Genomic DNA, 20,601 nt, shown 5'->3' on the forward strand with positions numbered 1-20,601 from the left:
GGTTTCCTCCAACACGAAGCGGCTTTCGTCCAACTTTGCCGGGCGTGGCCGCTTTACGCTGAATCCATCGAACAACAACGAGCAGCCTGACATGAGCGATTTCGTCTTCACCCCCGCGACCCAGCCCAGCCTGGCGGTGGCCGGCACGGCACAGCGCTTTCCGGTCAGCCGGGTGTTCTGTGTCGGTCGCAACTACCCGTGGAGCGACGGCCAGGGCCGCAGCGTGCCGCTGTTCTTCATGAAGCCGGCCTCGTCGGTGATCGACGCCCAGGGTGAGATCGCCTACCCACCGCAAACCGAAGAGTTCTGTCACGAGATCGAACTGGTGGTGGCCATCGGCAGCGGTGGGGCGGACATTCCGGAAAACCGTGCGCTGGAGCATGTGTGGGGGTATGCCGCCGGGCTGGACCTGACTCGCCGCGACCAGCAGCGCGCCGCCAAGCAGGCCGGTATGCCCTGGGAAGGCGCCAAGGCCTTCGACGGCTCGGCGCCCATCAGTGCCATCCAGCCGGTCAGCCGCCAGGGCCATGCCCAAGAGGGCGCGGTGTGGCTGCAGGTCAACGGCCAGGAGCGTCAGCGCTCGGCACTGCAGCATCAGCTGTGGTCGGTGGCGGAAATCATCAGCCACCTGTCGCGCAGCCTCAGCCTGCTACCTGGCGACCTGATCATGACCGGCACGCCGGAAGGCGTCGCCGCCCTGCAGCCGGGGGACCGCATTCGCGCCGCCGTCGAGGGCGTCGGACAGATCGACGTACAGGTCGGCCCGCGCGCCGCCTGAGCCAAACGAACATCCACAGGAGAGCCACAATGTCCAATAATCCCTCTTCGAAAATCGCCTTGGTGACCGGGGCCGGCAGCGGTATCGGCAAGGCCGTGGCCCTCGGCCTGCTGGAGGACGGCTTCACGGTCGTCCTGGCCGGGCGGCGCATCGAGCCCTTGCTGGCGCTTGCCGAACAGGCCGCCAGCCAAGGCCGCCAGGCCGTGCCGGTGGCCACCGACGTGCGCGACCCGAGCAGCGTGCGCGCGCTGTTCGCCACCGTCGAGGAGCGCTTCGGGCGCCTGGACCTGATCTTCAACAACGCCGGGGTCAACGCGCCGGCGGTGCCCATGGACGAACTGCCGGTCGAGACCTGGGACAACGTCATCGCCACCAACGTCAATGGCGTGTTCCTGTGCTGCCGCGAAGCCTTCGGCCTGATGCGGCGCCAGCAGCCCCAGGGCGGGCGGATCATCAACAACGGTTCGATCTCTGCCCATACGCCACGGCCTTTCACCGCCCCCTATACCGCCAGCAAACACGCGGTGCTGGGGCTGACCAAGGCTCTGGCCCTGGATGGCCGCGAGTACGACATTGCCTGCAGCCAGATCGACATCGGCAATGCCCTGACCGAGCTGTCCGAGCGGATGACGCGCGGGGTGCGCCAGGCCAACGGGCAGATCGCCGTCGAGCCGATGGTGGACGTGCAACACGTCGCCGATGCGGTGCGCTACATCGCCGCGCTGCCGCTGTCGGCCAACGTCCTGAACATGACCGTAATGGCCACCAAGATGCCCTTCGTCGGCCGCGGCTGACACCACTCCGCTCGCGTGGCAGCAGCATCAGCGGCGAAGTGCTTCCCGGCTGAAGCCGGTCCCACCGGTCAGCGTTTTCCTATTCGAGGTACACCCATGAAACCCGAAGTCCTGCAGCTCAGCCCCATCCTCATCCCGCAGATTCGCGAGCGGCTCGAAGAACTGTTCGTCATTCGCCCCTATTACCAGCAGGCCGACAAGGCCGCCTACCTGGCTGAACACGGCGCCAACATCCGCGGCGTGATCACCGGCGGCCACACCGGCATCACCCGGGAAGTCCTGGCCAAGCTGCCGCGCGTGGAAGTGGTGGCGGTCAATGGCGTGGGCACCGACGCCGTCGACCTGGCTTACTGCCGCGACCTGGGCATCCACGTGACGGCGACCATTGGCGCGCTCACCGACGATGTCGCCGACCTGGCCATGGGCCTGCTGATCTCGGTATGCCGGGGCCTGTGCACCAGCGACCGCTACGTGCGTTCCGGGCAGTGGCCGCAAAGCCCCACGCCGCTGGCGCCCTTGCCGCTGGCACGGCAGGTCAGCGGCATGCGCATCGGCATCGTCGGCATGGGCCGCGTCGGCCGGGCCGTGGCCACCCGCGCGGCGGCCTTCGGCTGCCCGATCCGCTACACCGACCTGCAGGCCATCGACGCCGTGGAACATACCTACGTTGCCGACCTCATCGAGCTGGCCCGAAGCAGCGACGCGCTGATCCTGGCCGCCGCTGCCGACGGTGGCAAGGCCATCATCGATGCCCAGGTGTTAGACGCCCTGGGGCCGGAGGGCTACCTGGTCAACGTGGCGCGCGGCAAGCTGGTCAACGAGGACGACCTGGTCGCCGCGCTCAAGGCCGGGCGCATTGCCGGCGCGGCGCTGGACGTGTTCGTCGATGAACCCCATGTACCTGAAACGCTGTTCGACGACGAGCGCGTGGTGCTGCAACCGCATCGTGCCAGCGCCACGGTACAGACCCGTACGCGCATGGGCGAAATGGTCATCGCCAGTCTGCTGGATACCTTCGCCGGCAAGAAACCGGTGGGGTGTGTGACAGGCTGAGCCTGCCCTGGTACTCACTGGCGCCTGATGACCCCGGCCTGTTCGTCTGGCAAGAGCTTGAACATGCCGCTGCCTGAGGACGTGGGTGCGCTGCGCGCCAGTTGCCTGGCAGAGATGAGTGAAGAGACCGATGCATCACTGGAGTGTCGATGGCTAGAAGGGCTAGGCGTGCTCACGGGAGGCGAGGCCGTGCCCGGCTCGACAGGCAAGGCTTCGATCCACTGCGCCGTTCTTTTCCATGCCGTCGCCATGGACACGGGAGTCGTGCCCAAATAGTTTTCATGGGAAAGGTCTGGCAGGTCAGCCGTCGAGCTTTGCGCGGTTGTGGAGTGGCTGCGGAGTGAGGGTGGGGGTGTGTTGCTTCTGCCTGGCGCCGCAGGCTCTCGGAACGTCCTGCTGCTGAATAGATCGTCGAACCCATGCGTTGTCAGGCGAACAAGACGAGTTTCTCGCGCCACCTGTCTACGCAGACGCAGCAGGTTGCCCAGTCGTCGGAACACGGGGAAGTGCCCCGTGATGTCAGTCGCATTGACCGGATCGCCACGGCAGTAGGCGTAGCTGTTCACTCCGCCGTGAGCAAACGGACTCAGGCTGTCTGGACTGTTGAAACGCATCAGTAACGGGTTGAACGCCCGGTAACCGTTGCCCAGCAGGTAATGGCCGGTGAGGGGGTCGCGGTATTCGCCGTTGAAGGCCGGCAGCGGCGAGCCGATGCCCGTTGATGGACGAAAACCGTGGGGCAGGTAGGCGTGCTCCTGCCGTTGGTCGGTTTCCAGGTCGCGCAGCCGTTGATGGCGAGCCTGATCGTTAACGAGGGACGAGGTCATACAGGCGCCCGGTGTCGGTGGTCATATGGCCTAGCCTGGGGCCGTTCGAGCCTTTGGTCAGCTGGCAGAACTGCCAGCCTGCCTGCCGGCCGCCGGCTCCAGCAGGGCGCGGCATTTTCGCGCACTGCAAGAAAGCGCTTATCAGTTGCCCACACACGCTGTTACTTTTGCCGCCGGGAACACGTCTACGTTCCCGTAGCCCACCCAACCTATGATGAGGAGCATCATGGCCAAGGCCGCCGACGTGGTAGTGCAATGTCTGGAAAATGAAGGCGTCGAGTACGTTTTCGGTATTCCAGGTGAAGAAAACCTCGACCTTCTCGAGTCTCTGCGCAAATCGCAGATCAAGCTGGTGCTGACCCGCCACGAGCAGTCCGCTGGCTTCATGGCCGCCACCTATGGCCGTCTGACCGGCAAGACCGGCGTCAGCCTGTCGACCCTGGGCCCCGGTGCCACCAACCTGGTGACCGCAGGCGCCTATGCCTACCTGGGCGGTATGCCCATGTTGATGATCACTGGCCAAAAGCCGATCAAGAAATCCAAGCAGGGCCGCTTCCAGATTCTGGATGTGGTCGGCATGATGCAGCCGCTGACCAAATACACCCATCAGTTGGCTTCCGCGGACAACATCCCGTCCCGCGTGCGTGAGGCCTTCCGTCTCGCCGAAGAGGAAAAGCCCGGTGCCGTGCACCTGGAGCTGCCTGAAGACATCGCCGCCGAACAGACCGACGTGCTGCCGATTCCGCGCAGCGTGCATCGCCGTCCGCTGGCCGAGCACAAATCCATCGAAGCCGCCGTGGCCAAGCTCAAGGCTGCGCGCAGCCCGATCCTGGTGATCGGTGCCGGTGCCAACCGCAAGATGACCGCCAAGGTCCTCAAGCAACTGATCGACAAGACCGGCATCCCGTTCGTCACCACCCAGATGGGTAAAGGCGTGGTCGACGAGCGTCACCCGCGCTTCCTGGGCAACGCCGCGCTGTCGTCCGGTGACTTCGTGCACCGTGCGGTCGAGGCGGCCGACCTGATCATCAACATCGGCCACGACGTGATCGAGAAGCCACCATTCTTCATGGTGCGTGGCGGTACCGAAGTGATCCACGTCAGCTTCCGTTCCGCTGAAGTGGACGCGGTGTACTTCCCGCAGATCGAAGTGATCGGCGACATCGCCAACGCCATCTGGCAGATCGGCGAAGCGCTGGATGCCGCGGCATTCGACGGCAGCGCACAGTGGGACTTCACTCGCCTGATGGCGATTCGTGAAGCCAACGAAGCGCAGATCGCCGAAGGCGCCGACGACGACCGCTTCCCGGTGTATCCGCAGCGTCTGGTGGCCGATATCCGTCGTGCGCTGCCCAGCGAGGGCATCGTGGCGCTGGACAACGGCATCTACAAGATCTGGTTCGCGCGTAACTACAAGGCGCACAAGCCCAACACCGTCCTGCTGGACAACGCCCTGGCGACCATGGGCGCTGGCCTGCCGTCGGCCATGGCGGCGCACCTGGTCAACCCCAAGCGCCCGGTGGTTTCGGTGTGCGGTGACGGCGGTTTCATGATGAACAGCCAGGAGCTGGAAACAGCCGTGCGCCTGAACATGAACCTGACCGTGGTGATCCTGCGTGACGACGGCTACGGCATGATCCGCTGGAAGCAGGCCAACATGGGCTTCACCGATTTCGGCCTGGACTATGGCAACCCTGACTTCGTCAAGTACGCCGAAGCCTACGGTGCCCAGGGCCATCGCGTGGAAAGCGCCGAAGGCTTCCTGCCGCTGCTGGAGAAGTGCATCAGCACCCCAGGCGTTCATGTGATCGACTGCCCGGTCGACTACAGCGAGAACGACCGCATCCTCAACATCGAGCTGCGCGAGCGTAGCCTGGCTGTCTGATGATGCAGTTCGCGAACCGGGAGGGTACGAGTGATCTCGTACCCTCCCGGTTCGGCTTTACCCCGCCCGTCTCACCGGGCCGTGCCAGATTCCGCATAACCCTGTAGGCTCCCCCTCTCTCGATCCCTCATCGACCAGGAGCTGCTGTGGATCTGCGCCAACTCGAAGCCTTCGCCGCAGTCATGTCCGCCGGTAGCGTCACCGGTGCCGGGCAGATGCTCGGGCGTTCCCAGCCGACCATTACCCGCCAGATCCAGGAACTGGAGCAGGAACTGGGCTTTGCCCTGTTCGAGCGCAGCGGTCCCAAGGTCACGCCCACGCAGAAGGCGTTCATGATGACCGCCGAGGTGGAAAGCGCCCTGCAAGGCGTGCGCCATGTCCAGCAGCGGGCGTCGAGCCTGGCGCGTGAAGAGAATCTCCGTCTGCGCCTGGTCGCCACCCCGGCGCTGGCGGCCGGCCTGCTGCCTTCGGCGCTGGCGCTGTTGCCGGAGCCGCTGCAGGCTCAGCAGTTGCAGATCCACAGCCTGTCGGCCGAAGCGGCGGTGCAGGCGGTGCTGTCGAAGACCTTCGACCTGGGGGTGATCAGCCTGCCCCTGGAGCACCGTGGCCTGGAGCTGCACTGGATTGGCGAAGCCGCTTGCGTGGCGGTACTGCCCGCCGACAGCGAGCTGGCCGCTGAGCCTGTATTGAGCCTGGAGAAGCTCGCCAGCCAGACCCTGGTGAGCATTTCCAACCCATTCCGCTTCCGCCGCCGTATCGACAAGGCCTTCGCAGCAGCCGGCCTGGAGCCGGCGCACATTCTCGACACCAACACCTCGCTGATCGCCATGCAGATGGCGCGCGTCGGGCTGGGCGTGGCGCTGGTCGACCCGTTCACCGCGTTCGGTGTGCCTTTGCAGGGGGTAGTGGTGCGGCCCATCGCTTGTAGCGTGCCGTTCTACTTCGGCCTGGTTTCAGCGCATGCCAGCCCGTTGTCCGAAGTGGCACGGGCGCTGGTCGAGGCGTTGAAGACCACCTCGCAGGCGCTACTGCCCGGCATGACCCTGCACCCGGCCAACCGTCATGACGTGTTGATGCAGGCCATCTACGCCAGCTGATCGGGCGGACAGCCCCGTAACCTCTATTTATTTCCAATTCGAATATTCATAGAGCCTTTAAGTCTTTGTGGTGATAACCGCAGGCTTTTAGTATTCGGATGGCAAATTAAATAGCTTTTAGTATTTGAAAAGTGGATGGTATGACGCAGGTCATGATTTCGTGCTGGGGTCGACGCCTTCGGTCACGAAGTCATCTTTCCACTTCCATCGAGACTGCATCCCCATGCCTGATACTCACACCCCCATCGGCTTGTCGGCCCTCGAGGCTCGCTTGCGCGAAGACCTGGAATGGCTCGGCCTGCCCGCTCAACCCTGGGTCAAGACCCATCGGCATGGCGACACCGAGCTACTGGACGTCGCCATTGTCGGCGCCGGCATGGCCGGCATGGCCGCTGCCGCCGAGCTGCGCCATCTGGGGGTGCGCAGTGTGCTGTTCGACCAATCCGAGCCGGGCTTCGAAGGGCCGTGGGCGACCACCGCGCGCATGGAAACCCTGCGCTCGCCCAAGCAACTGGCCGGCCCGGCACTGGGGTTGCCTGCACTGACCTTCAGGGCCTGGTTCCAGGCGCAGTTCGGTCTGCCGGCCTGGCAGGCGCTGGACAAGATTCCGCGCCTGCAATGGGCCGATTACCTGCGCTGGTACCGCCAGGTGATGGGGCTGGACGTGCGCAACCGCCAGCGCATTGCCAGCGTACAGCCCACCGGCGAGGGTTTCGTGCGCCTGCGGGTGGAAACCCCGGACGGCCAGCAGGAACACCTGGCCCGGCATGTGGTGCTGGCCACCGGGCGTGACGGCATGGGCGGCCCCTGGGTGCCGGACCTGGCGCTGCACTTGCCACGCCAGTACTGGGCGCATTCGGCCGATGGCCTGCAAGACGCGTGGTTCACCGGCAAACGGGTGGCGGTGATCGGGGGCGGTGCCTCGGCGATGGATGCCGCCGGCACGGCACTGGAAGCGGGTGCTGCCTCGGTGGACATGCTGGTGCGCCGCCGCGAACTGCCGCGTATCAACAAGGGCAAGGGCGCGGGCAGCCCCGGCATGACCCATGGCTACTGGCGCCTGCCCGATGCCTGGAAATGGCAGATCCGCGAGTACCTCAACCAGCAGCAGACCCCGCCGCCGCGTGGCAGTACCCTGCGCGTGGCCCGGCACGCCAATGCCCGGCTGTTGCTGGGCAATGCCCTGGAAGCGGTGCACCTGGACGAGCAAGGGCAGCTGCAAGTGCGCACCTCGCAGGCCAACCTGGTCTACGACTTCATCGTGTTCGCCACCGGCTTTCGCACCGACTTTGACCAACGCCCGGAATTCGCCCCGTTCGCGCCCTATATCCGGCGCTGGTCGGAGCGTTTTCCGCTGCCCGCCGACAAGCTCGACAGTGAAGCGGCGCAGTTGCCCGACCTGGGCCCGCTGTTCGAATTCCTGCCCCGCGAGCCGGGTGCCTGCCCGGGGCTGGAGCGCATTCACTGCTTCAACTACCCGGCGGCACTGACCTACGGCGGCGTGTCTGGCGATATTCCAGCCATCAGCGACGGCGCCAAGCGCATCGCCCAGGGCCTGGCCGGCCAGCTGTTCAACGAAGACATCGAACGGCATTTCGCCGATATGCAGCGCTATGACGAGCCCGAGCTGCTGGGTGACGAATGGCAGCCCGGCGAACTGCGCGATACGGAGCGGCGCACGTGACCGGCTGGCTGCTGCGCCGTATCGGCCAGGCCGCTCTGGTGCTGGTGCTGATGTCGCTGATCGTGTTCGTCGGTCTGAATGCCATCGGCAACCCGCTGGACATCCTCATCGGTGAAGACCTCAACCAGGCCGAACGCGCCGCGGCCATCGCCCGTCTGGGCCTCGACCAGCCACTGTGGCAGCAGTACCTGCATTTCGTCGGGGGCGCGCTGGACGGGCACCTGGGCAAGAGCTACGTGCATCATGAAGACGCCCTGCAACTGGTGCTGCAGCGCCTGCCGGCGACTTTCGAGCTGGCGCTGGTGGCCTTGCTGCTGGCGGTGCTGATCGGCGTGCCGCTGGGGTTGTTCGCTGGCCTGTACCCGGACCACCCGGTGTCGAAAATGCTCATGGCCACCAGCATCATCGGTTTCTCGCTGCCGTCGTTCTGGGTGGCGCTGATGCTGGTGCTGTTCTTCTCGGTGCACCTGGGCTGGCTGCCGGCCAGCGGTCGCGGCGAGACCCGCGAGCTGCTGGGTATCCAGTGGTCGTGGCTGACCCTCGACGGCTGGCAGCACCTGCTGCTGCCGGCGCTGAACCTGGCGCTGTTCAAGGTCTCGCTGATCCTGCGCCTGACCCGCGCCGGGGTGCGCGAGATCCTGCCCCAGGACTTCGTGCGCTTCGCCCGCGCCAAGGGCCTTTCGCCGCTGCGCGTGGTGCTCATGCACGTGCTGCGCAACACCCTGATCCCGCTGGTCACCGTGCTCGGCCTGGAACTGGGCTCGACCATCGCCTATGCGGTGGTCACCGAAAACATCTTTGCCTGGCCCGGTTCCGGCAAGCTGATCCTCGACAGCATCAATAACCTCGACCGGCCGGTGGTAGTGGCCTACCTGATGATCGTGGTGGTGATCTTCGTCACCCTCAACCTGATCGTCGATGTCCTGTACCGCGTGCTCGACCCGCGGGTTCGTCTGGAGGCTGCGCGATGAGCCGTGCCGTATCGATCGCTTCGCCCTGGCGGCGTGCCCTGGGCGATTTCTTCCGTGCGCCATCGGCATTGCTGGGCCTGGCGCTGTTGCTGGGGGTGGCGCTGCTGGCCCTGCTGGCGCCGTGGATCACCCCGCAGAACCCTTACGACCTGATGCAGCTGGATGTGCTCGATGCCCGCTTGCCGCCGGGCAGCGAAAGCTCCAGTGGCGCGTTCACCTACTGGCTGGGCACCGATGGCCAGGGCCGTGACCTGTATTCGGCGATTGCCTACGGCCTGCGCATCAGCCTGGTGGTGGGCCTGGGCTCGGCACTGATCGCCGCCGTGGTTGGCACGGTGATCGGCCTGGTGGCCGCCTACGCCGGTGGCTGGGTGGATGCGCTGCTGATGCGCCTGGTCGACATGCTGTTGTCATTTCCCGGCATTCTCATGGCGCTGATGATCCTGGCCTGGCTGGGCAAGGGGGTGGGCAACGTGATGCTCACCCTGGTGGTGCTGGAGTGGGCCTACTACGCACGCACCGCGCGGGGCCAGGCGCTGGTGGAAAGCCGCCGCGAATACGTCGAGGCCGCCCGTGGCCAGGGCATCGACCGGGTACGCATCCTGCTCGGGCACATCCTGCCCAACTGCCTGCCGCCGCTGATCGTCATCGGCGCCCTGCAGATTGCCCGGGCCATTACCCTGGAAGCGACCCTGTCGTTCCTCGGCCTGGGCGTGCCGATTACCGAACCCTCGCTGGGTCTGCTGATTGCCAACGGCTTCCAGTACATGCTCGGCGACGAATACTGGATCAGCGTGTTCCCCGGCTGCGCCCTGCTGCTGACCATCGTGGCCATCAATCTGGTGGGCGACCGCCTGCGTGACGTACTCAACCCGAGGTTGCAGGCATGACCAGCGCCCCTCAAGTATTGCCGGCCACCCTCGACGTGCGCGGCCTGAGCGCCGCCTTCCAGACCCGCGACGGCCTGCTGCCGGCGGTGCGCGACCTGTCGCTGACCTTGCAGCCGGGGCGGATTCTCGGCCTGGTCGGCGAGTCCGGCTCGGGCAAGTCGGTCACCGGCTTTTCCATCCTCGGTCTGCTCGACAAGCCGGGGCGCATCACCGCCGGCGAGATCCTGTTCCAGGGCCGCGACCTGCGTCAGCTCAAGCCGCGTGAGCTGCGCGAGCTGCAGGGTGACCGCCTGGCGATGATCTTCCAGGACCCGATGATGACCCTCAATCCGGTGCTGCGTGTCGATACGCAGATGATCGAGGCGGTGCGTGCCCACCGCCGGGTCAGCCAGGCCGAGGCCCGAGAACTGGCGCGCAGCACCCTGGCGGCGATGGGTATCGCCAGCCCCGAAGAGCGCCTGCGTGCCTACCCGCATCAGTTGTCTGGCGGCATGCGCCAGCGGGTGGCGATTGCCATCGCCCTGTTGCACCGGCCGGACCTGATCATCGCCGACGAACCCACCACCGCGCTGGACGTCACCATCCAGGCGCAGATTCTTGCCGAGGTGCAGAAGCTGGTGCGCGAGCAGGGCACCTCGCTGGTGTGGATCACCCACGACCTGTCGGTGGTCGCCGGCCTGGCTGACGAAGTGGCGGTGATGTACGCCGGGCGCATCGTCGAGCAGGGGCCGGTGGACGCCTTGCTGGACAACCCGCAACACCCCTATACCCAGGGCCTGATCGACAGCCTGCCGAGCCGCAACAAGCGCGGCGAACGCCTGCGCCAGATTCCCGGCCTGGCGCCGTCGCTGGGCAATCTGCCGTCCGGCTGTGCCTTCGCCCCGCGTTGCCCGCGTGCCAGCCAGGCCTGCCAGGCCGAGCCGCCGCTGGAGCTGCTGGCCGGCGGGCGCAGCGTGCGCTGCTTCCACCCCGGCACCCGTGCAGGAGAACAGCATGCCCGGTGATATTCCCTTGATCGAATTGCAACAGGTCAGCAAGGAGTTCTCTTCCGGCCAGCCGGGCATCGCCGGACGTGCGCTGCAGCGCCTTGGCCTGGCCCGGCCACCGGCGCTAACCCGCGCCGTAGACAGCGTAGACCTGAGCATTCGGCGCGGTGAGGTGGTGGGGCTGGTCGGTGAGTCCGGGTGTGGCAAGTCCACCCTCGGGCGCATCGCCGCTGGCCTCAATGCGCCGACCCGCGGTCAGGTGCTGTTCGACGGACAGACCCTGGAGCAACGTCCGGCTGCCGAGCGCAAGGCGGCGCGCCTGAAGGTGCAGATGATCTTCCAGGACCCCTACTCGAGCCTCAACCCGCGCCTGCGCATCGACCGCATCGTGGGCGAGGGCGCACGCCTGCAAGGCCTGACCGATCGTGCCGGGTTCGACGACTACGTCAGCACCCAGCTGCAACGCGCCGGCCTCGACCCGGCCCTGCGCCTGCGTTACGCGCATCAGTTCAGCGGTGGCCAGCGCCAACGCATCGGCATTGCCCGGGCCCTGGCGGTACAGCCCGAGGTGCTGGTGTGCGACGAATCGGTGGCGGCACTGGACGTGTCGATCCAGGCGCAGATCCTCAACCTGTTCATGGACCTGCGCGAGCAACTGGGCCTGACCTATCTGTTCATCAGCCATGACCTGGGCGTGGTCGAGCACCTGTGCGACCGCGTGGTGGTCATGTACCTGGGGCGGGTGGTGGAGCAGGCCACGGTCGAAGACCTGTTCGCCCGCCCCAACCATCCCTACACCCAGGCCTTGCTGGCGCAGATTCCGCGCTTCGAGCAGCGTCGCAGCCAGTACACGCCGATCCAGGGGGAGATGCCCAGCCCCCTGGCGCCGCCGTCGGGTTGTCATTTTCACCCCCGTTGTCCGTATGCCAGTGCGCGCTGCCGCGAGCAGGCGCCCCCTCTGCAACAGGTGGCGCCGGGGCACTTCAGCGCTTGCCATCTCAATCACGCCGTATGAATGAGGACCGCTCCTTGAAACCCTTACTGACCAGTGCATTGACCCTGGCCCTGCTGAGCGCAGGGCATGCCGTGGCCGCTGACGCCGACAAGACCCTGCGCATCGCCTACGCCGACCCGGTGTCGTCCCTCGATCCGCAACTGAACAACCACGCCGGTGACCGCTCCATCGCCCTGCACAATTTCGAATCGATCGTGCAGCGTCGTGACGACGGCCTGCATCCGGGCCTGACCAAAAGCTGGGAAACCAAAGACCCGCTGACCTGGGTGCTGCACTTGCGTGACGACGTGAAGTGGCAGGACGGCAAGCCGTTCACCGCCGACGATGTGGTGTTTTCCGTGGAGCGGGCGCGCAACGTGCCGGGCAGCGTGGCGTCCTATGCCGCCGGCCTGCGCACCGTCGAGAGCATCAGCGCCCAGGATGCGCATACCGTGGTGATCAAGACCAAGGTGCCCAACCCCTTGCTGGTCGACAACGTCGACACGATCTACCTGGTCAGCCGCCATGTGGGCGCGGGCGCCAGCAGTGAGGATTACAGCAGCGGCAAGGCAGCGGTGGGTACCGGTCCGTACAAGCTGGTGTCCTACGCGCAGGGTGACCGCGCGCTGTTCGAGCGCAACGATGGCTACTGGGGACCGAAGCCGGCCTGGGCCAAGGTCGACTACCGCTACGTTCCCAACCCAGCCGGGCGCACCGCCGCGCTGCTGGCCGGTGACGTGGACGTGATCGACAAGGTTTCGCCCAGCGACGTGCAGAAACTCGGCAAGACGCCAGGTGTGAAAGTCTTCGCCTACCCTGGCCTGCGGGCGCTGATCATCCAGCCAAGCTTCCGCGAAGGCCCCAACGAATTCATCCGCGACAACGCCGGCAAGCCACTGGCGCAGAACCCGCTGCGTGACGTGCGGGTGCGCGAGGCTCTGTCGCTGGCGATCAACCGCAAGGCCATCGTCGAGCGCATCCTGCAGAACACCGTCACCGAGGCCAACCAATGGATGCCGGCCAACACCTTTGGCTACAACCCCGACGTCAAGGACATCCCCTTCGACGCCAAGAAGGCCAAGGCCCTGCTCGCCGAGGCGGGTTATCCGGAAGGGTTCCAGCTGAGCGTCCATGTACCGGGCGACCGCTACCCGCAGGCCCCGGAGGCCATGCAGGCGGTGGCGCAGTTCTGGGCGCGCATCGGCATCAAGGTCGACCTGCAGGTGGTGCCATGGTCGGTGTACGCCAGCCGTGCCAACAAGAACGAGTTCGCCATCAGCGTGATTGCCTGGGGCAACGGCACGGGTGAAGCCAGCTACGGCCTGACCAACATCCTCGCCACGGCGGATGCCGGCAAGGGCCTGGGCATGTCCAACTGGGGCCGCTACAGCAACCCTGAGGTCGACCGCGACCTGGAAAAGGCCACTGCAGAATTCGACAACGCCAAGCGCGAAGCCATCCTGCGTGATTCGGTCAAGCGCGTCAGTGACGACGTTGGCATCCTGCCGCTGTTCCACTACCAGAACATCTGGGCCGCCCGTACGGGTCTGAAAGTCGTGCCATGGCTCAGCGACCGCACCGCCGCGCTAATGGTCAGCGAAGAGCCGGCCGGCGGAGCCAAGCCTTGATCGAACTGAGCGTCAGTCCGGCCAGCGGTCTGCTCGACGAGCCACGACACGTCCGGGTTGTGGGGCTGGCGCCGGGGCAGCGCATCACCCTGACCGCCCGCACCCGGCGCGGCCACGGCGTGGGCTGGATCAGCCGGGCGCAGTTCGTCGCCGATGCACAGGGCCGCGTGGACCTGCAGCGTGATGCGCCGGTGGCCGGCGACTACCAGGGTGTCAGCGCCCTGGGCCTGCTGTGGAGTCAGAAGCCCGAGGGCCAGCCGGCGACGGCTGCCGTGTTCCCGGACGATCTCCTGCAGCCACTGCTGACTCACATCAGCCTGGACGGCAGCGAGATTTCCGCCACCCTGACGCAGTACCTGGCCGGCGAGGGCGTGAGCCGTCGCGAGGTGCGTGAAGACGGCCTGGTGGGCACGCTGTTCCTGCCCGCAGGTCCCGGACCGCATCCGGCGGTGATGGTGCTCAACGGCTCCGGCGGCGGCATCAACGAACCCCGCGCAGCGCTCTATGCCTCCCGGGGTTATGCCGCCCTGGCGCTCGGCTATTTCAAGGCGCCGGGCCTGTCGGACTACATTTCCAATACCCCGCTGGAGTACTTCGAGCGGGGCCTGGACTGGCTGCGTCGTGAAGTGCGGCCAGCCCACGACTTCGTGGCCCTGAGCGGCCAGTCGCGTGGCGGCGAGCTGGTGCTGCTGCTCGCCAGCCTGTTCCCCGAAAAAGTCTCGGCGGTGATCGGTTATGTGCCCAGCGCTCTGGTCCACGGTGGCCAGGCGGCGGCCGACCCCGCCGTGGGCCGCGACGGCCCGGCCTGGCTGTACCGCGGCCAGCCCCTGGTGCACCTGTGGAACGACAACCGCACCGCCAGCTGGCAGGCCCGCGATGCCGGGCAGCGCAATGCGCTGTCGATGCTCAGCGCCCTGGATGACCCCGAGGCCGTGGCGCGTGCGCGCATTGCGGTGGAGAAGATCCAGGGGCCGGTGCTGTTGCTGTCTGCCGGCGACGATGCTGCCTGGCCGTCCGACCTGTTCTCGCGCATGGTCAGCGAGCGTCTGGCGCAGTTCGAGCACCCCTGGCCGGTGCAGCACCTGGATTTTCCGCAAGCCGGGCATAGCATCCTGTTGCCTTTCATTCCGTCCACTTACAGCCAGGACGGCACGCCCGCCGCCAATGCCAAAGCCAACCAAGGCTCCTGGCAGGGCGTGCGTCAATTCCTGCAAGACGCCGTGGCCGCGCGCCAGGCAAGCCTGGAGACCCACCCATGAGTTCCCCTGCCAACGATCTGATCGACAGCCTGGTGCTGCAAGCGGACAGCCACCTGCGCGAAGTTCGCCAGGCTCGCAGCAAAGTCACCCTGGCCACCCAGGCCAGCCACGAACTGTTGTTCGCCGCCGACCTGCCCGGCAACCTGAGTGTCGAGACCCGCCTGCTGGTGGCCCTGTACGGCAGCCTGTTGAGCCGCCAGGCACAGCTGGCGGCCCACTATCGCCAGCGTCTGGTCGAGCTGAACACCCGCGCACCGCTGCTCGCCGCCGTGGAGCAGGACGACCTGGCCGCCATCGATGATGCACTGTTGCGTCGTGTGCTGGGCTACACCCGTACACTGATCCTGGCGCCGAAGGAAGGCGACCGCGCCGCCCTCGATGCCCTGCGCGAGGCCGGGCTGAGCCCGTTGGACGCCGTCACCCTGGCGCAACTGATCGCTTTCATTTCCTATCAGGTCCGGCTGACCGCCGGCCTCGCCGCCCTGCAAGCCCTGGGAGCCGCCCAATGAGCCAGATCATCCGCGACAACGGCTTCACCAACGAAACCCTCGGCTGGGCCTCCTGGCTGCCGATCGTCAACCCGGAACAGGCCAGCCCGGAACAACTGGACGTGCTCAAGGAAAGCCACCCCAAGGCGATGACCAGCGAGTACTACCTGACCCTGATTCATCAGCCTGAAGTGCTGCGCCAGCGCTCGCTGGTGTTCAACGCCATCATGTACGCCCCCGGCGGCCTGCCACGCTACGAGCGCGAACTGGCCAGCACCGTGGTGTCGCGGGTAAACCACTGCGTGTACTGCGCCTCGGTGCATGCCCAGCGTTTCGAGCAACTGGCCAAGCGTAACGAAGTGGTCGCCGAAATCTTCGCCGACCCGGCCACGGCAGGCGGCAACCCGCGCGAGCAGGCGATCATCCGCTTCTCCATCGACCTGACCCTCGACCCGGGCGCCATCGGCCCCGAGCACTTGCAGCCGCTGCGTGACGTCGGCCTCAACGACGGTGAAATCCTCGACCTGATCCAGGCCGTGGCCATCTTCGCCTGGGCCAACCGCCTGATGCTCAACCTTGGCGACCCGGTCTACTCGCCAGAGTCAGCCTGACACCGAGAGCGGTCGCTAGGGTTCTGGCCGCAACTGTTCAATTACGTGCCTGCCGGCTTTTGTTGGGGCGAGCTTGCTCGCGAAAAGCTGGCAAGGCCGCTGCATTGGCTGTGAACGTGACGAAGCCATCGCGAGCAAGCTCCAACAGGTTCGGGAAAACCTGCCCAACACGCTACCGGCCACAAGATGAGGGGGCTGGCATCAGGGGGTATTGGGCGGTGGCGGGAAGCACAGCCGGTGCTCGTCGTTGCACTCTTCCTTCTGTTTTCTCTCCAGCTCCCAAGGCGTCTTTGGGTAGCGCGATTCCTCCGAAGGCAGCGTCGGCATCGGCTGGTTGCTGATCCAGGGGCGTAGGTCCATGTTCGGGTCGCACAGGGCATAACCCTCGGAAAAACCGGCGGCAAATTCCTGTTGCTGGTCCTGTGGCAGGTCGCGCCCCGCGTGCTCGTCGTACTCGGCCCCGCGCTTGGCCGCGCAACCGGCATGGTAGCCGCGCTGGTGCACGGTAGGCTCCGGCTCCCACGGCATCCTGACGTTCTGGCAGCCCGCCAAGCCGATACTGGCCAGAACCAGCCATGACAGGTTCATCCACTTCATCGTGCGTCGTTCCCAGGCTTGTTCAGTGCCGGTCAATCTTCGCTGCATAGACCCATGAGGCGGCTTTTGGTTGCGCGGTGATGTGTGTCGAAGCCTGCTGAGCCCAGATTTATAAGTAGGATGTTTTCGATTTAATCCCGCGCTATTGAACGCTCGAATATCGAGTGATTACGTCCGCCGTGTTTCTGGACTTGATCCAGAAAGGCAAAGACTTAATCCAATAACGAACGAGGCTTTACAGGGATGAAAACCCATTATTTGAAAGGATTGTTGGCGTGCTTATTGACCGCCTACCTGTTCCCGGCATTCGCACAAACGGCTGCGGTTGAAAATACCGATCAGGCCACGGTGCTGGAGGATCGTGTTCACTTTCTCAGCGGTGAACTGGAGAACCCGCATGCCATACATCATTACCGCTTCACGGCACTGCGCGGGCAGGACGTATTATTAACGACGTTGAATTCTGCCACGTACGGACAGCAATGGCGCCTTGAATACCGAATCGACAGCGGTGAATGGAAGGCAAAAAGCGGCAGCGCACCTCAGAAGTTTCAGGGCTTGGCCGTTGGCGCCACCGTTGAAGTCAAGGTACTGGCGGTCGACGGCGTTCAGCCACAGGCCATCGGCTACAGCTTGGTATTTGGCTCTTATCCGCACATGCGTTATGACTTTCACCATCAGAAAGGTTTCCTGCCGATTCCTCACGGACGTACCAAGCCAGAATTTCTTGCCACACAGGCGCTTACCGAGGCGATGCTTGATGTGACCTTCACCGATAACAAGGGACATCCTCTGGAGGGGGGCGTGGTTGCGTTTACGTTCCTGCCCAATGTTGAACTCAAGGAAACTACGGAGTTTTACCTTTCTGACCGGGACGGAAAGGTGAAAGAGCTCATACGCTTCAACGCTTGCGAAGGTGGCGTGTATGCCGAGCCGTTCGTTCATGTGAATGGCGGGCGGAACACATGGGCAACTCGGTACAAAGTCGGAGTTTATCAAGCAGTGAATTTCTTGCCGGGAGCGATTGCTGACAAACCTCATACCTTCTTTTTCGGACACATTTGTAAACGCTGGTTGATCAACTGGTCGAAAAATTGACCTTCTGGCAATCGCTCTGCTGATCTGTCTCACCAGAGCGATTGCCTGAGATCAGACCATCACATCGACCAAAGGCTGTTCACGCTTCTCGCCCTTTTCCAGGACCTGCATCACGAACGCTTCGTACCTCTTTTCCGGCTTGGCCGCGATCAGCTTTCCATAATCGAGCGTGTTTTCGATGTTCCCCAGGTTCAATTCGTATTGACCGCCGAAGACCTCATCGTTATGCACCAGGGCGATAGCTATTTCAGCATGGCGGATTACGCTGTCTTTAAAGCCATTGTGAGCGTTGAACAGTTCGGTCAGGTAGTTCAACTCGCCTTCATTTAACGACTGATTTGGGTCAAGTATTTTTAGCTGTCCGTCAGCGCCCAGGGTATAGCTGAAAGGCTTGTTCGCGAGGTCTGGTCTGACGATGTTCAGCTCGTTGCGGATTTTGGAGTGGTGGCATTGCTGGATCTCAAGCTCTATCTGAGAAGAGGCTTTCAGCTTCCACAGATAAAGTTCCTCATCGCTGATCGGACATTCTTCTGCAGAAGAGCGGCATTGGTAAGCAAGACTTACCATGTCCAGCGCAGGCCCCGCCTCTCGGCTGGCCTTCACGCGTCCTGGCGTTTCGCTGGCTTCAAGTGTCGGCCCATCGGTGGCTTGCACAGCCGCTTTCGGCATGGGCAGGGTGACGATGCAGGGAAAGGTCGCAGAGGTGATGTTCATGGTCGATGACTCTTCGGGTGGGCTCGTTACGGCTAACGGCCGTGCCTTGCGAAACTCATCCTGAACATCTCGTAGGGCTTTTCTGAAGTGTTGATCGGTTGTGGGCAGCGTCACAGTGTGCGGAGCGTTTTTGCCCGGGTGTCGGCATTCAAAGCGCTCGCAGCCTGGCCCCGTCCCGCTCGCCGGGGCCGGCTTGGTTTAACTCAACTGCTCGAACAGGTCCTGGCGTACCGCGCCACGGATCATGGTCAGATGCATTTCCTCCTGTTGCTGCGCCTGCTCGAAGCGATCGGCGATCATCGGGTGGCCGCCGTGGTTGCACAGCTCGACCAGCAGCGACCAGGCCGCGTTGTCTTCCAGCTCGATGGTGAGAATCGCGCTCAGCGACTGTGACAGCGTGGTGCGCGGGTCGGTAAGCACCTGCAGGATACCCATCGCCTTGACCCCGACCAGGTCGGCGCACGGGGTGACGCTGGTGGGGTCGGCGCCGAGGGTTTCGATGGCGTCGCGCACGATATTCATGTGCTCCAACTCCTGAGCCTGGATTTCCCGCAGGGTGCTGACCAGCGACGGGTCTGCGCCCTGTGCCGACGTGGCCTTGGCGATCATGGCTTCGTACAGGCGCACGCCGGCGCGCTCGAAGGCCAGCCGCTCGCCCAGCTTGTCCAGCAGCACCTGAGGATTCTTGCCGAGCATCTTGTCGAAGGTGTTCTTCAGCATGCCCTTGGTCGAGCCAGGCGGTGCCACCGAGCCGAGCGGGTCGGCGTCGAGAATGGCGCGCTGGCGTGCTTCGGTGTACTGGCCGACATCACCGGGCACATCGGCCGGAAAGTGCCGGGTCGCTTCTTCCTGGGCCTGAACGTCTTCGGGCGACATCTGCGCACCGGTGCGATTCATGCCTGTGCTGACTTGCGCGTCGCTCATGGCTGTTCTCCCTTCACATTGAGTTCCGAGCCCGGCCGCCAGGTGTAGCCGGCCGAGACGATGTTGGCCGGCACGCCGGCACTGTTGAGCCGCGCACGGTACTCCAGCGAGGCCTGGTTCTCCTGGTCTTTCGGCACGTAGTCGATGCCGTGGGCACGCAGGTCGACTTCCTGGGCCAGGGTCTCGCGCACGAAGTCACGCTGGCTCTTGAAGTCGATCATCGCCGGCAACTGCCCGGCCAGCACTTCGGCGGGGTCGCGACGTTCGTGCTGCTTGAACAGCTCGCAGGCCAGGTTCAGGTGCCCCAGTTCGTAGTCGACGAAGCGTTCCCACAGGCCCTTGATGCGCGGGTTTTCCTCTTGGGCGTGGCAACTGGCGTAGGCGTACACCTCCATGGCCTCATGAATCAGCCACTTCTCCAGGAAGCTCTCGCCGGGGTCCTGCAGCGAGCCGTACTGGGTGACGTGCTGCTCCTCCACCGAGGCGATTTCCGCGTACAGCGCGCGGGCCACCGGGTCGGCGAACAGCGGGCCGATGTTCATGTAGTAGTCGTGGGTCTGGTATTCGGCGGCGGTGATCAGCGCGGCGTGCAGCTTGGTGATCAGAGCGGCACTGTCCTTGCTGTAGTGCTCGCGCAGGTCGTCTTCCGGCGCGCGGTGGTGCTCGCTGGTCGGGCGGCCCGGCACCAGGTCGGTGTAGCCCTGCAGGATGGTATTGGCGTCCTTGCCCTCCAGGCGGTCGAGCATCGCCGAGTAGCGGTACAGGTGGTCGAAGTCTTCGAGCAGGCCGAAGCGGTAGGTCTGTGCCTGGTACGGGTCAGGTTCGTTCTGGGCCACGGCGGCAGTCACTTCGATGGCCACCTGTTCGTAGGCCACGGTGGTTTCCAGGGGCGAATGGTCGGCCGAGAGCAGCCAGTTGATCGCGGTCATCTGGTGGTGCTCGACACGCCGCACCTGGGCCAGTGGCAGGCGCAGTTCCTTGTTGAGCCGCGCACCGATGTGCTTGAGGCGCAGAGTGTCGGCCTCGACACCGTTCATCAGGATCACCCGCACGCGGGTGAAGGCATCGTCATCCAGTTTGCTGATCGGCTTGCCGGCCAGCTCCCGCCAGGTGAACGACTGTTTCTCCAGTGGCACACCCTTGTTGTCCAGCAGGTTGTCGATTGTGTTCATCGGATGGTCTCCGTCATCAGGGATACGGAGTGCTCTCGAACGGCGTGACAACACCCCGTATACGGTCGACTGGAATGACGGCGTGGGTTTCCGTGGCGGCGACGGATGGCCTGTGGGGGTGAACTGAGCAGTATTGGGGTTACGGGCAATA

20 protein-coding genes are annotated in these 20,601 nt (G+C 64.7%); 15 read left to right on the forward strand and 5 right to left on the reverse strand.

Going from position 1 to position 20,601, the window contains the following annotated elements:
• Positions 1-91 precede the first annotated feature (91 nt).
• The 3 genes from RRX38_RS20385 to RRX38_RS20395 all read left to right on the forward strand — a co-directional run bounded on the left by RRX38_RS20385 (position 92) and on the right by RRX38_RS20395 (position 2,625).
• The gene (locus tag RRX38_RS20385) at positions 92-778 is read left to right on the forward strand and encodes a fumarylacetoacetate hydrolase family protein (RefSeq protein WP_295479047.1); all 687 of its coding nucleotides are present in this window, start codon (positions 92-94) and stop codon (positions 776-778) included.
• Positions 779-807: 29 nt separating this feature from the next.
• Entirely contained in the window at positions 808-1,572 is a 765-nt protein-coding gene (locus RRX38_RS20390; protein WP_315960451.1) for an SDR family oxidoreductase, read from the forward strand.
• 96 nt (positions 1,573-1,668) lie between these two features.
• Entirely contained in the window at positions 1,669-2,625 is a 957-nt protein-coding gene (locus tag RRX38_RS20395; protein WP_295479053.1) for a 2-hydroxyacid dehydrogenase, read from the forward strand.
• A 14-nt stretch (positions 2,626-2,639) separates the two neighbouring features.
• Here RRX38_RS20395 and RRX38_RS20400 read toward each other — a convergent pair whose 3' ends face one another.
• On the reverse strand, positions 2,640-3,452 hold the full coding sequence (locus RRX38_RS20400; protein WP_315960452.1) for an RHS repeat-associated core domain-containing protein: 813 nt from the start codon (positions 3,450-3,452) through the stop codon (positions 2,640-2,642).
• Between the two features lie 226 nt (positions 3,453-3,678).
• Here RRX38_RS20400 and RRX38_RS20405 point away from each other — a divergent pair, with 226 nt between their 5' ends.
• The 11 genes from RRX38_RS20405 to RRX38_RS20455 all read left to right on the forward strand — a co-directional run bounded on the left by RRX38_RS20405 (position 3,679) and on the right by RRX38_RS20455 (position 15,945).
• On the forward strand, positions 3,679-5,337 hold the full coding sequence (locus tag RRX38_RS20405; RefSeq protein WP_295479057.1) for an acetolactate synthase large subunit: 1,659 nt from the start codon (positions 3,679-3,681) through the stop codon (positions 5,335-5,337).
• Between the two features lie 146 nt (positions 5,338-5,483).
• A complete protein-coding gene (locus RRX38_RS20410; RefSeq protein WP_315960453.1) occupies positions 5,484-6,434 on the forward strand; it encodes a LysR family transcriptional regulator in 951 nt (316 codons plus the stop codon).
• A gap of 223 nt (positions 6,435-6,657) precedes the next feature.
• A complete protein-coding gene (locus tag RRX38_RS20415; RefSeq protein ID WP_315960454.1) occupies positions 6,658-8,118 on the forward strand; it encodes an NAD(P)/FAD-dependent oxidoreductase in 1,461 nt (486 codons plus the stop codon).
• Entirely contained in the window at positions 8,115-9,089 is a 975-nt protein-coding gene (locus RRX38_RS20420) for an ABC transporter permease (protein ID WP_295479064.1), read from the forward strand. The genes RRX38_RS20415 and RRX38_RS20420 overlap by 4 nt, the downstream gene beginning before the upstream one ends.
• Positions 9,086-9,979: an ABC transporter permease gene (locus tag RRX38_RS20425; protein WP_295479067.1), complete on the forward strand. Its 894-nt coding sequence runs from the start codon at positions 9,086-9,088 to the stop codon at positions 9,977-9,979. Before RRX38_RS20420 ends, RRX38_RS20425 begins: the two co-directional genes overlap by 4 nt.
• Positions 9,976-10,983, forward strand: a complete 1,008-nt coding sequence (locus RRX38_RS20430; protein ID WP_295479070.1) for an ABC transporter ATP-binding protein — start codon at positions 9,976-9,978, stop codon at positions 10,981-10,983. Before RRX38_RS20425 ends, RRX38_RS20430 begins: the two co-directional genes overlap by 4 nt.
• Entirely contained in the window at positions 10,973-11,980 is a 1,008-nt protein-coding gene (locus RRX38_RS20435) for an ABC transporter ATP-binding protein (protein WP_295479073.1), read from the forward strand. Before RRX38_RS20430 ends, RRX38_RS20435 begins: the two co-directional genes overlap by 11 nt.
• 14 nt (positions 11,981-11,994) lie before the next feature.
• On the forward strand, positions 11,995-13,587 hold the full coding sequence (locus tag RRX38_RS20440) for an ABC transporter substrate-binding protein (protein WP_295479076.1): 1,593 nt from the start codon (positions 11,995-11,997) through the stop codon (positions 13,585-13,587).
• Positions 13,584-14,846: an acyl-CoA thioesterase/bile acid-CoA:amino acid N-acyltransferase family protein gene (locus RRX38_RS20445; RefSeq protein WP_315960455.1), complete on the forward strand. Its 1,263-nt coding sequence runs from the start codon at positions 13,584-13,586 to the stop codon at positions 14,844-14,846. Before RRX38_RS20440 ends, RRX38_RS20445 begins: the two co-directional genes overlap by 4 nt.
• On the forward strand, positions 14,843-15,355 hold the full coding sequence (locus RRX38_RS20450; RefSeq protein WP_315960456.1) for a CMD domain protein: 513 nt from the start codon (positions 14,843-14,845) through the stop codon (positions 15,353-15,355). Before RRX38_RS20445 ends, RRX38_RS20450 begins: the two co-directional genes overlap by 4 nt.
• Positions 15,352-15,945: a peroxidase-related enzyme gene (locus RRX38_RS20455; RefSeq protein WP_315960457.1), complete on the forward strand. Its 594-nt coding sequence runs from the start codon at positions 15,352-15,354 to the stop codon at positions 15,943-15,945. Before RRX38_RS20450 ends, RRX38_RS20455 begins: the two co-directional genes overlap by 4 nt.
• Positions 15,946-16,146: 201 nt before the next feature.
• Here RRX38_RS20455 and RRX38_RS20460 read toward each other — a convergent pair whose 3' ends face one another.
• On the reverse strand, positions 16,147-16,542 hold the full coding sequence (locus RRX38_RS20460; RefSeq protein ID WP_315960458.1) for a hypothetical protein: 396 nt from the start codon (positions 16,540-16,542) through the stop codon (positions 16,147-16,149).
• A gap of 243 nt (positions 16,543-16,785) precedes the next feature.
• Between RRX38_RS20460 and RRX38_RS20465 the strand changes: the two genes are divergently transcribed.
• Positions 16,786-17,640, forward strand: coding sequence for a hypothetical protein (locus RRX38_RS20465; RefSeq protein ID WP_315960459.1), 855 nt, complete (start codon positions 16,786-16,788; stop codon positions 17,638-17,640).
• A gap of 51 nt (positions 17,641-17,691) precedes the next feature.
• On the opposite strand, the gene RRX38_RS20470 is transcribed toward RRX38_RS20465, so the two are convergent.
• From RRX38_RS20470 to RRX38_RS20480, 3 genes are all read right to left on the reverse strand, one after another.
• Positions 17,692-18,354 carry a hypothetical protein gene (locus RRX38_RS20470; protein WP_295479091.1) on the reverse strand — a complete coding sequence of 221 codons (663 nt, stop codon included), beginning with the start codon at positions 18,352-18,354 and terminating at the stop codon, positions 17,692-17,694.
• A 198-nt stretch (positions 18,355-18,552) separates the two neighbouring features.
• Positions 18,553-19,278: a ferritin-like domain-containing protein gene (locus tag RRX38_RS20475; protein ID WP_315960460.1), complete on the reverse strand. Its 726-nt coding sequence runs from the start codon at positions 19,276-19,278 to the stop codon at positions 18,553-18,555.
• Positions 19,275-20,450: a hypothetical protein gene (locus RRX38_RS20480; RefSeq protein ID WP_315960461.1), complete on the reverse strand. Its 1,176-nt coding sequence runs from the start codon at positions 20,448-20,450 to the stop codon at positions 19,275-19,277. Before RRX38_RS20480 ends, RRX38_RS20475 begins: the two co-directional genes overlap by 4 nt.
• Positions 20,451-20,601 lie beyond the last annotated feature (151 nt).

Source organism: Pseudomonas sp. DTU_2021_1001937_2_SI_NGA_ILE_001 (assembly GCF_032463525.1).
Classification (GTDB): Bacteria; Pseudomonadota; Gammaproteobacteria; order Pseudomonadales; family Pseudomonadaceae; genus Aquipseudomonas.

Bases quoted from the DNA above. Each gene is read 5' to 3' on its own strand.
- RRX38_RS20470 (WP_295479091.1), bottom strand. From the start codon at position 18,354: ATGAACATCACCTCTGCGACCTTTCCCTGCATCGTCACCCTGCCCATG.
- RRX38_RS20415 (WP_315960454.1), top strand. From the start codon at position 6,658: ATGCCTGATACTCACACCCCCATCGGCTTGTCGGCCCTCGAGGCTCGC.
- RRX38_RS20475 (WP_315960460.1), bottom strand. From the start codon at position 19,278: ATGAGCGACGCGCAAGTCAGCACAGGCATGAATCGCACCGGTGCGCAG.
- RRX38_RS20455 (WP_315960457.1), top strand. From the start codon at position 15,352: ATGAGCCAGATCATCCGCGACAACGGCTTCACCAACGAAACCCTCGGC.
- RRX38_RS20385 (WP_295479047.1), top strand. From the start codon at position 92: ATGAGCGATTTCGTCTTCACCCCCGCGACCCAGCCCAGCCTGGCGGTG.
- RRX38_RS20435 (WP_295479073.1), top strand. From the start codon at position 10,973: ATGCCCGGTGATATTCCCTTGATCGAATTGCAACAGGTCAGCAAGGAG.
- RRX38_RS20480 (WP_315960461.1), bottom strand. From the start codon at position 20,450: ATGAACACAATCGACAACCTGCTGGACAACAAGGGTGTGCCACTGGAG.
- RRX38_RS20450 (WP_315960456.1), top strand. From the start codon at position 14,843: ATGAGTTCCCCTGCCAACGATCTGATCGACAGCCTGGTGCTGCAAGCG.
- RRX38_RS20430 (WP_295479070.1), top strand. From the start codon at position 9,976: ATGACCAGCGCCCCTCAAGTATTGCCGGCCACCCTCGACGTGCGCGGC.
- RRX38_RS20460 (WP_315960458.1), bottom strand. From the start codon at position 16,542: ATGAAGTGGATGAACCTGTCATGGCTGGTTCTGGCCAGTATCGGCTTG.
- RRX38_RS20405 (WP_295479057.1), top strand. From the start codon at position 3,679: ATGGCCAAGGCCGCCGACGTGGTAGTGCAATGTCTGGAAAATGAAGGC.
- RRX38_RS20390 (WP_315960451.1), top strand. From the start codon at position 808: ATGTCCAATAATCCCTCTTCGAAAATCGCCTTGGTGACCGGGGCCGGC.
- RRX38_RS20400 (WP_315960452.1), bottom strand. From the start codon at position 3,452: ATGACCTCGTCCCTCGTTAACGATCAGGCTCGCCATCAACGGCTGCGC.
- RRX38_RS20395 (WP_295479053.1), top strand. From the start codon at position 1,669: ATGAAACCCGAAGTCCTGCAGCTCAGCCCCATCCTCATCCCGCAGATT.
- RRX38_RS20465 (WP_315960459.1), top strand. From the start codon at position 16,786: ATGAAAACCCATTATTTGAAAGGATTGTTGGCGTGCTTATTGACCGCC.
- RRX38_RS20425 (WP_295479067.1), top strand. From the start codon at position 9,086: ATGAGCCGTGCCGTATCGATCGCTTCGCCCTGGCGGCGTGCCCTGGGC.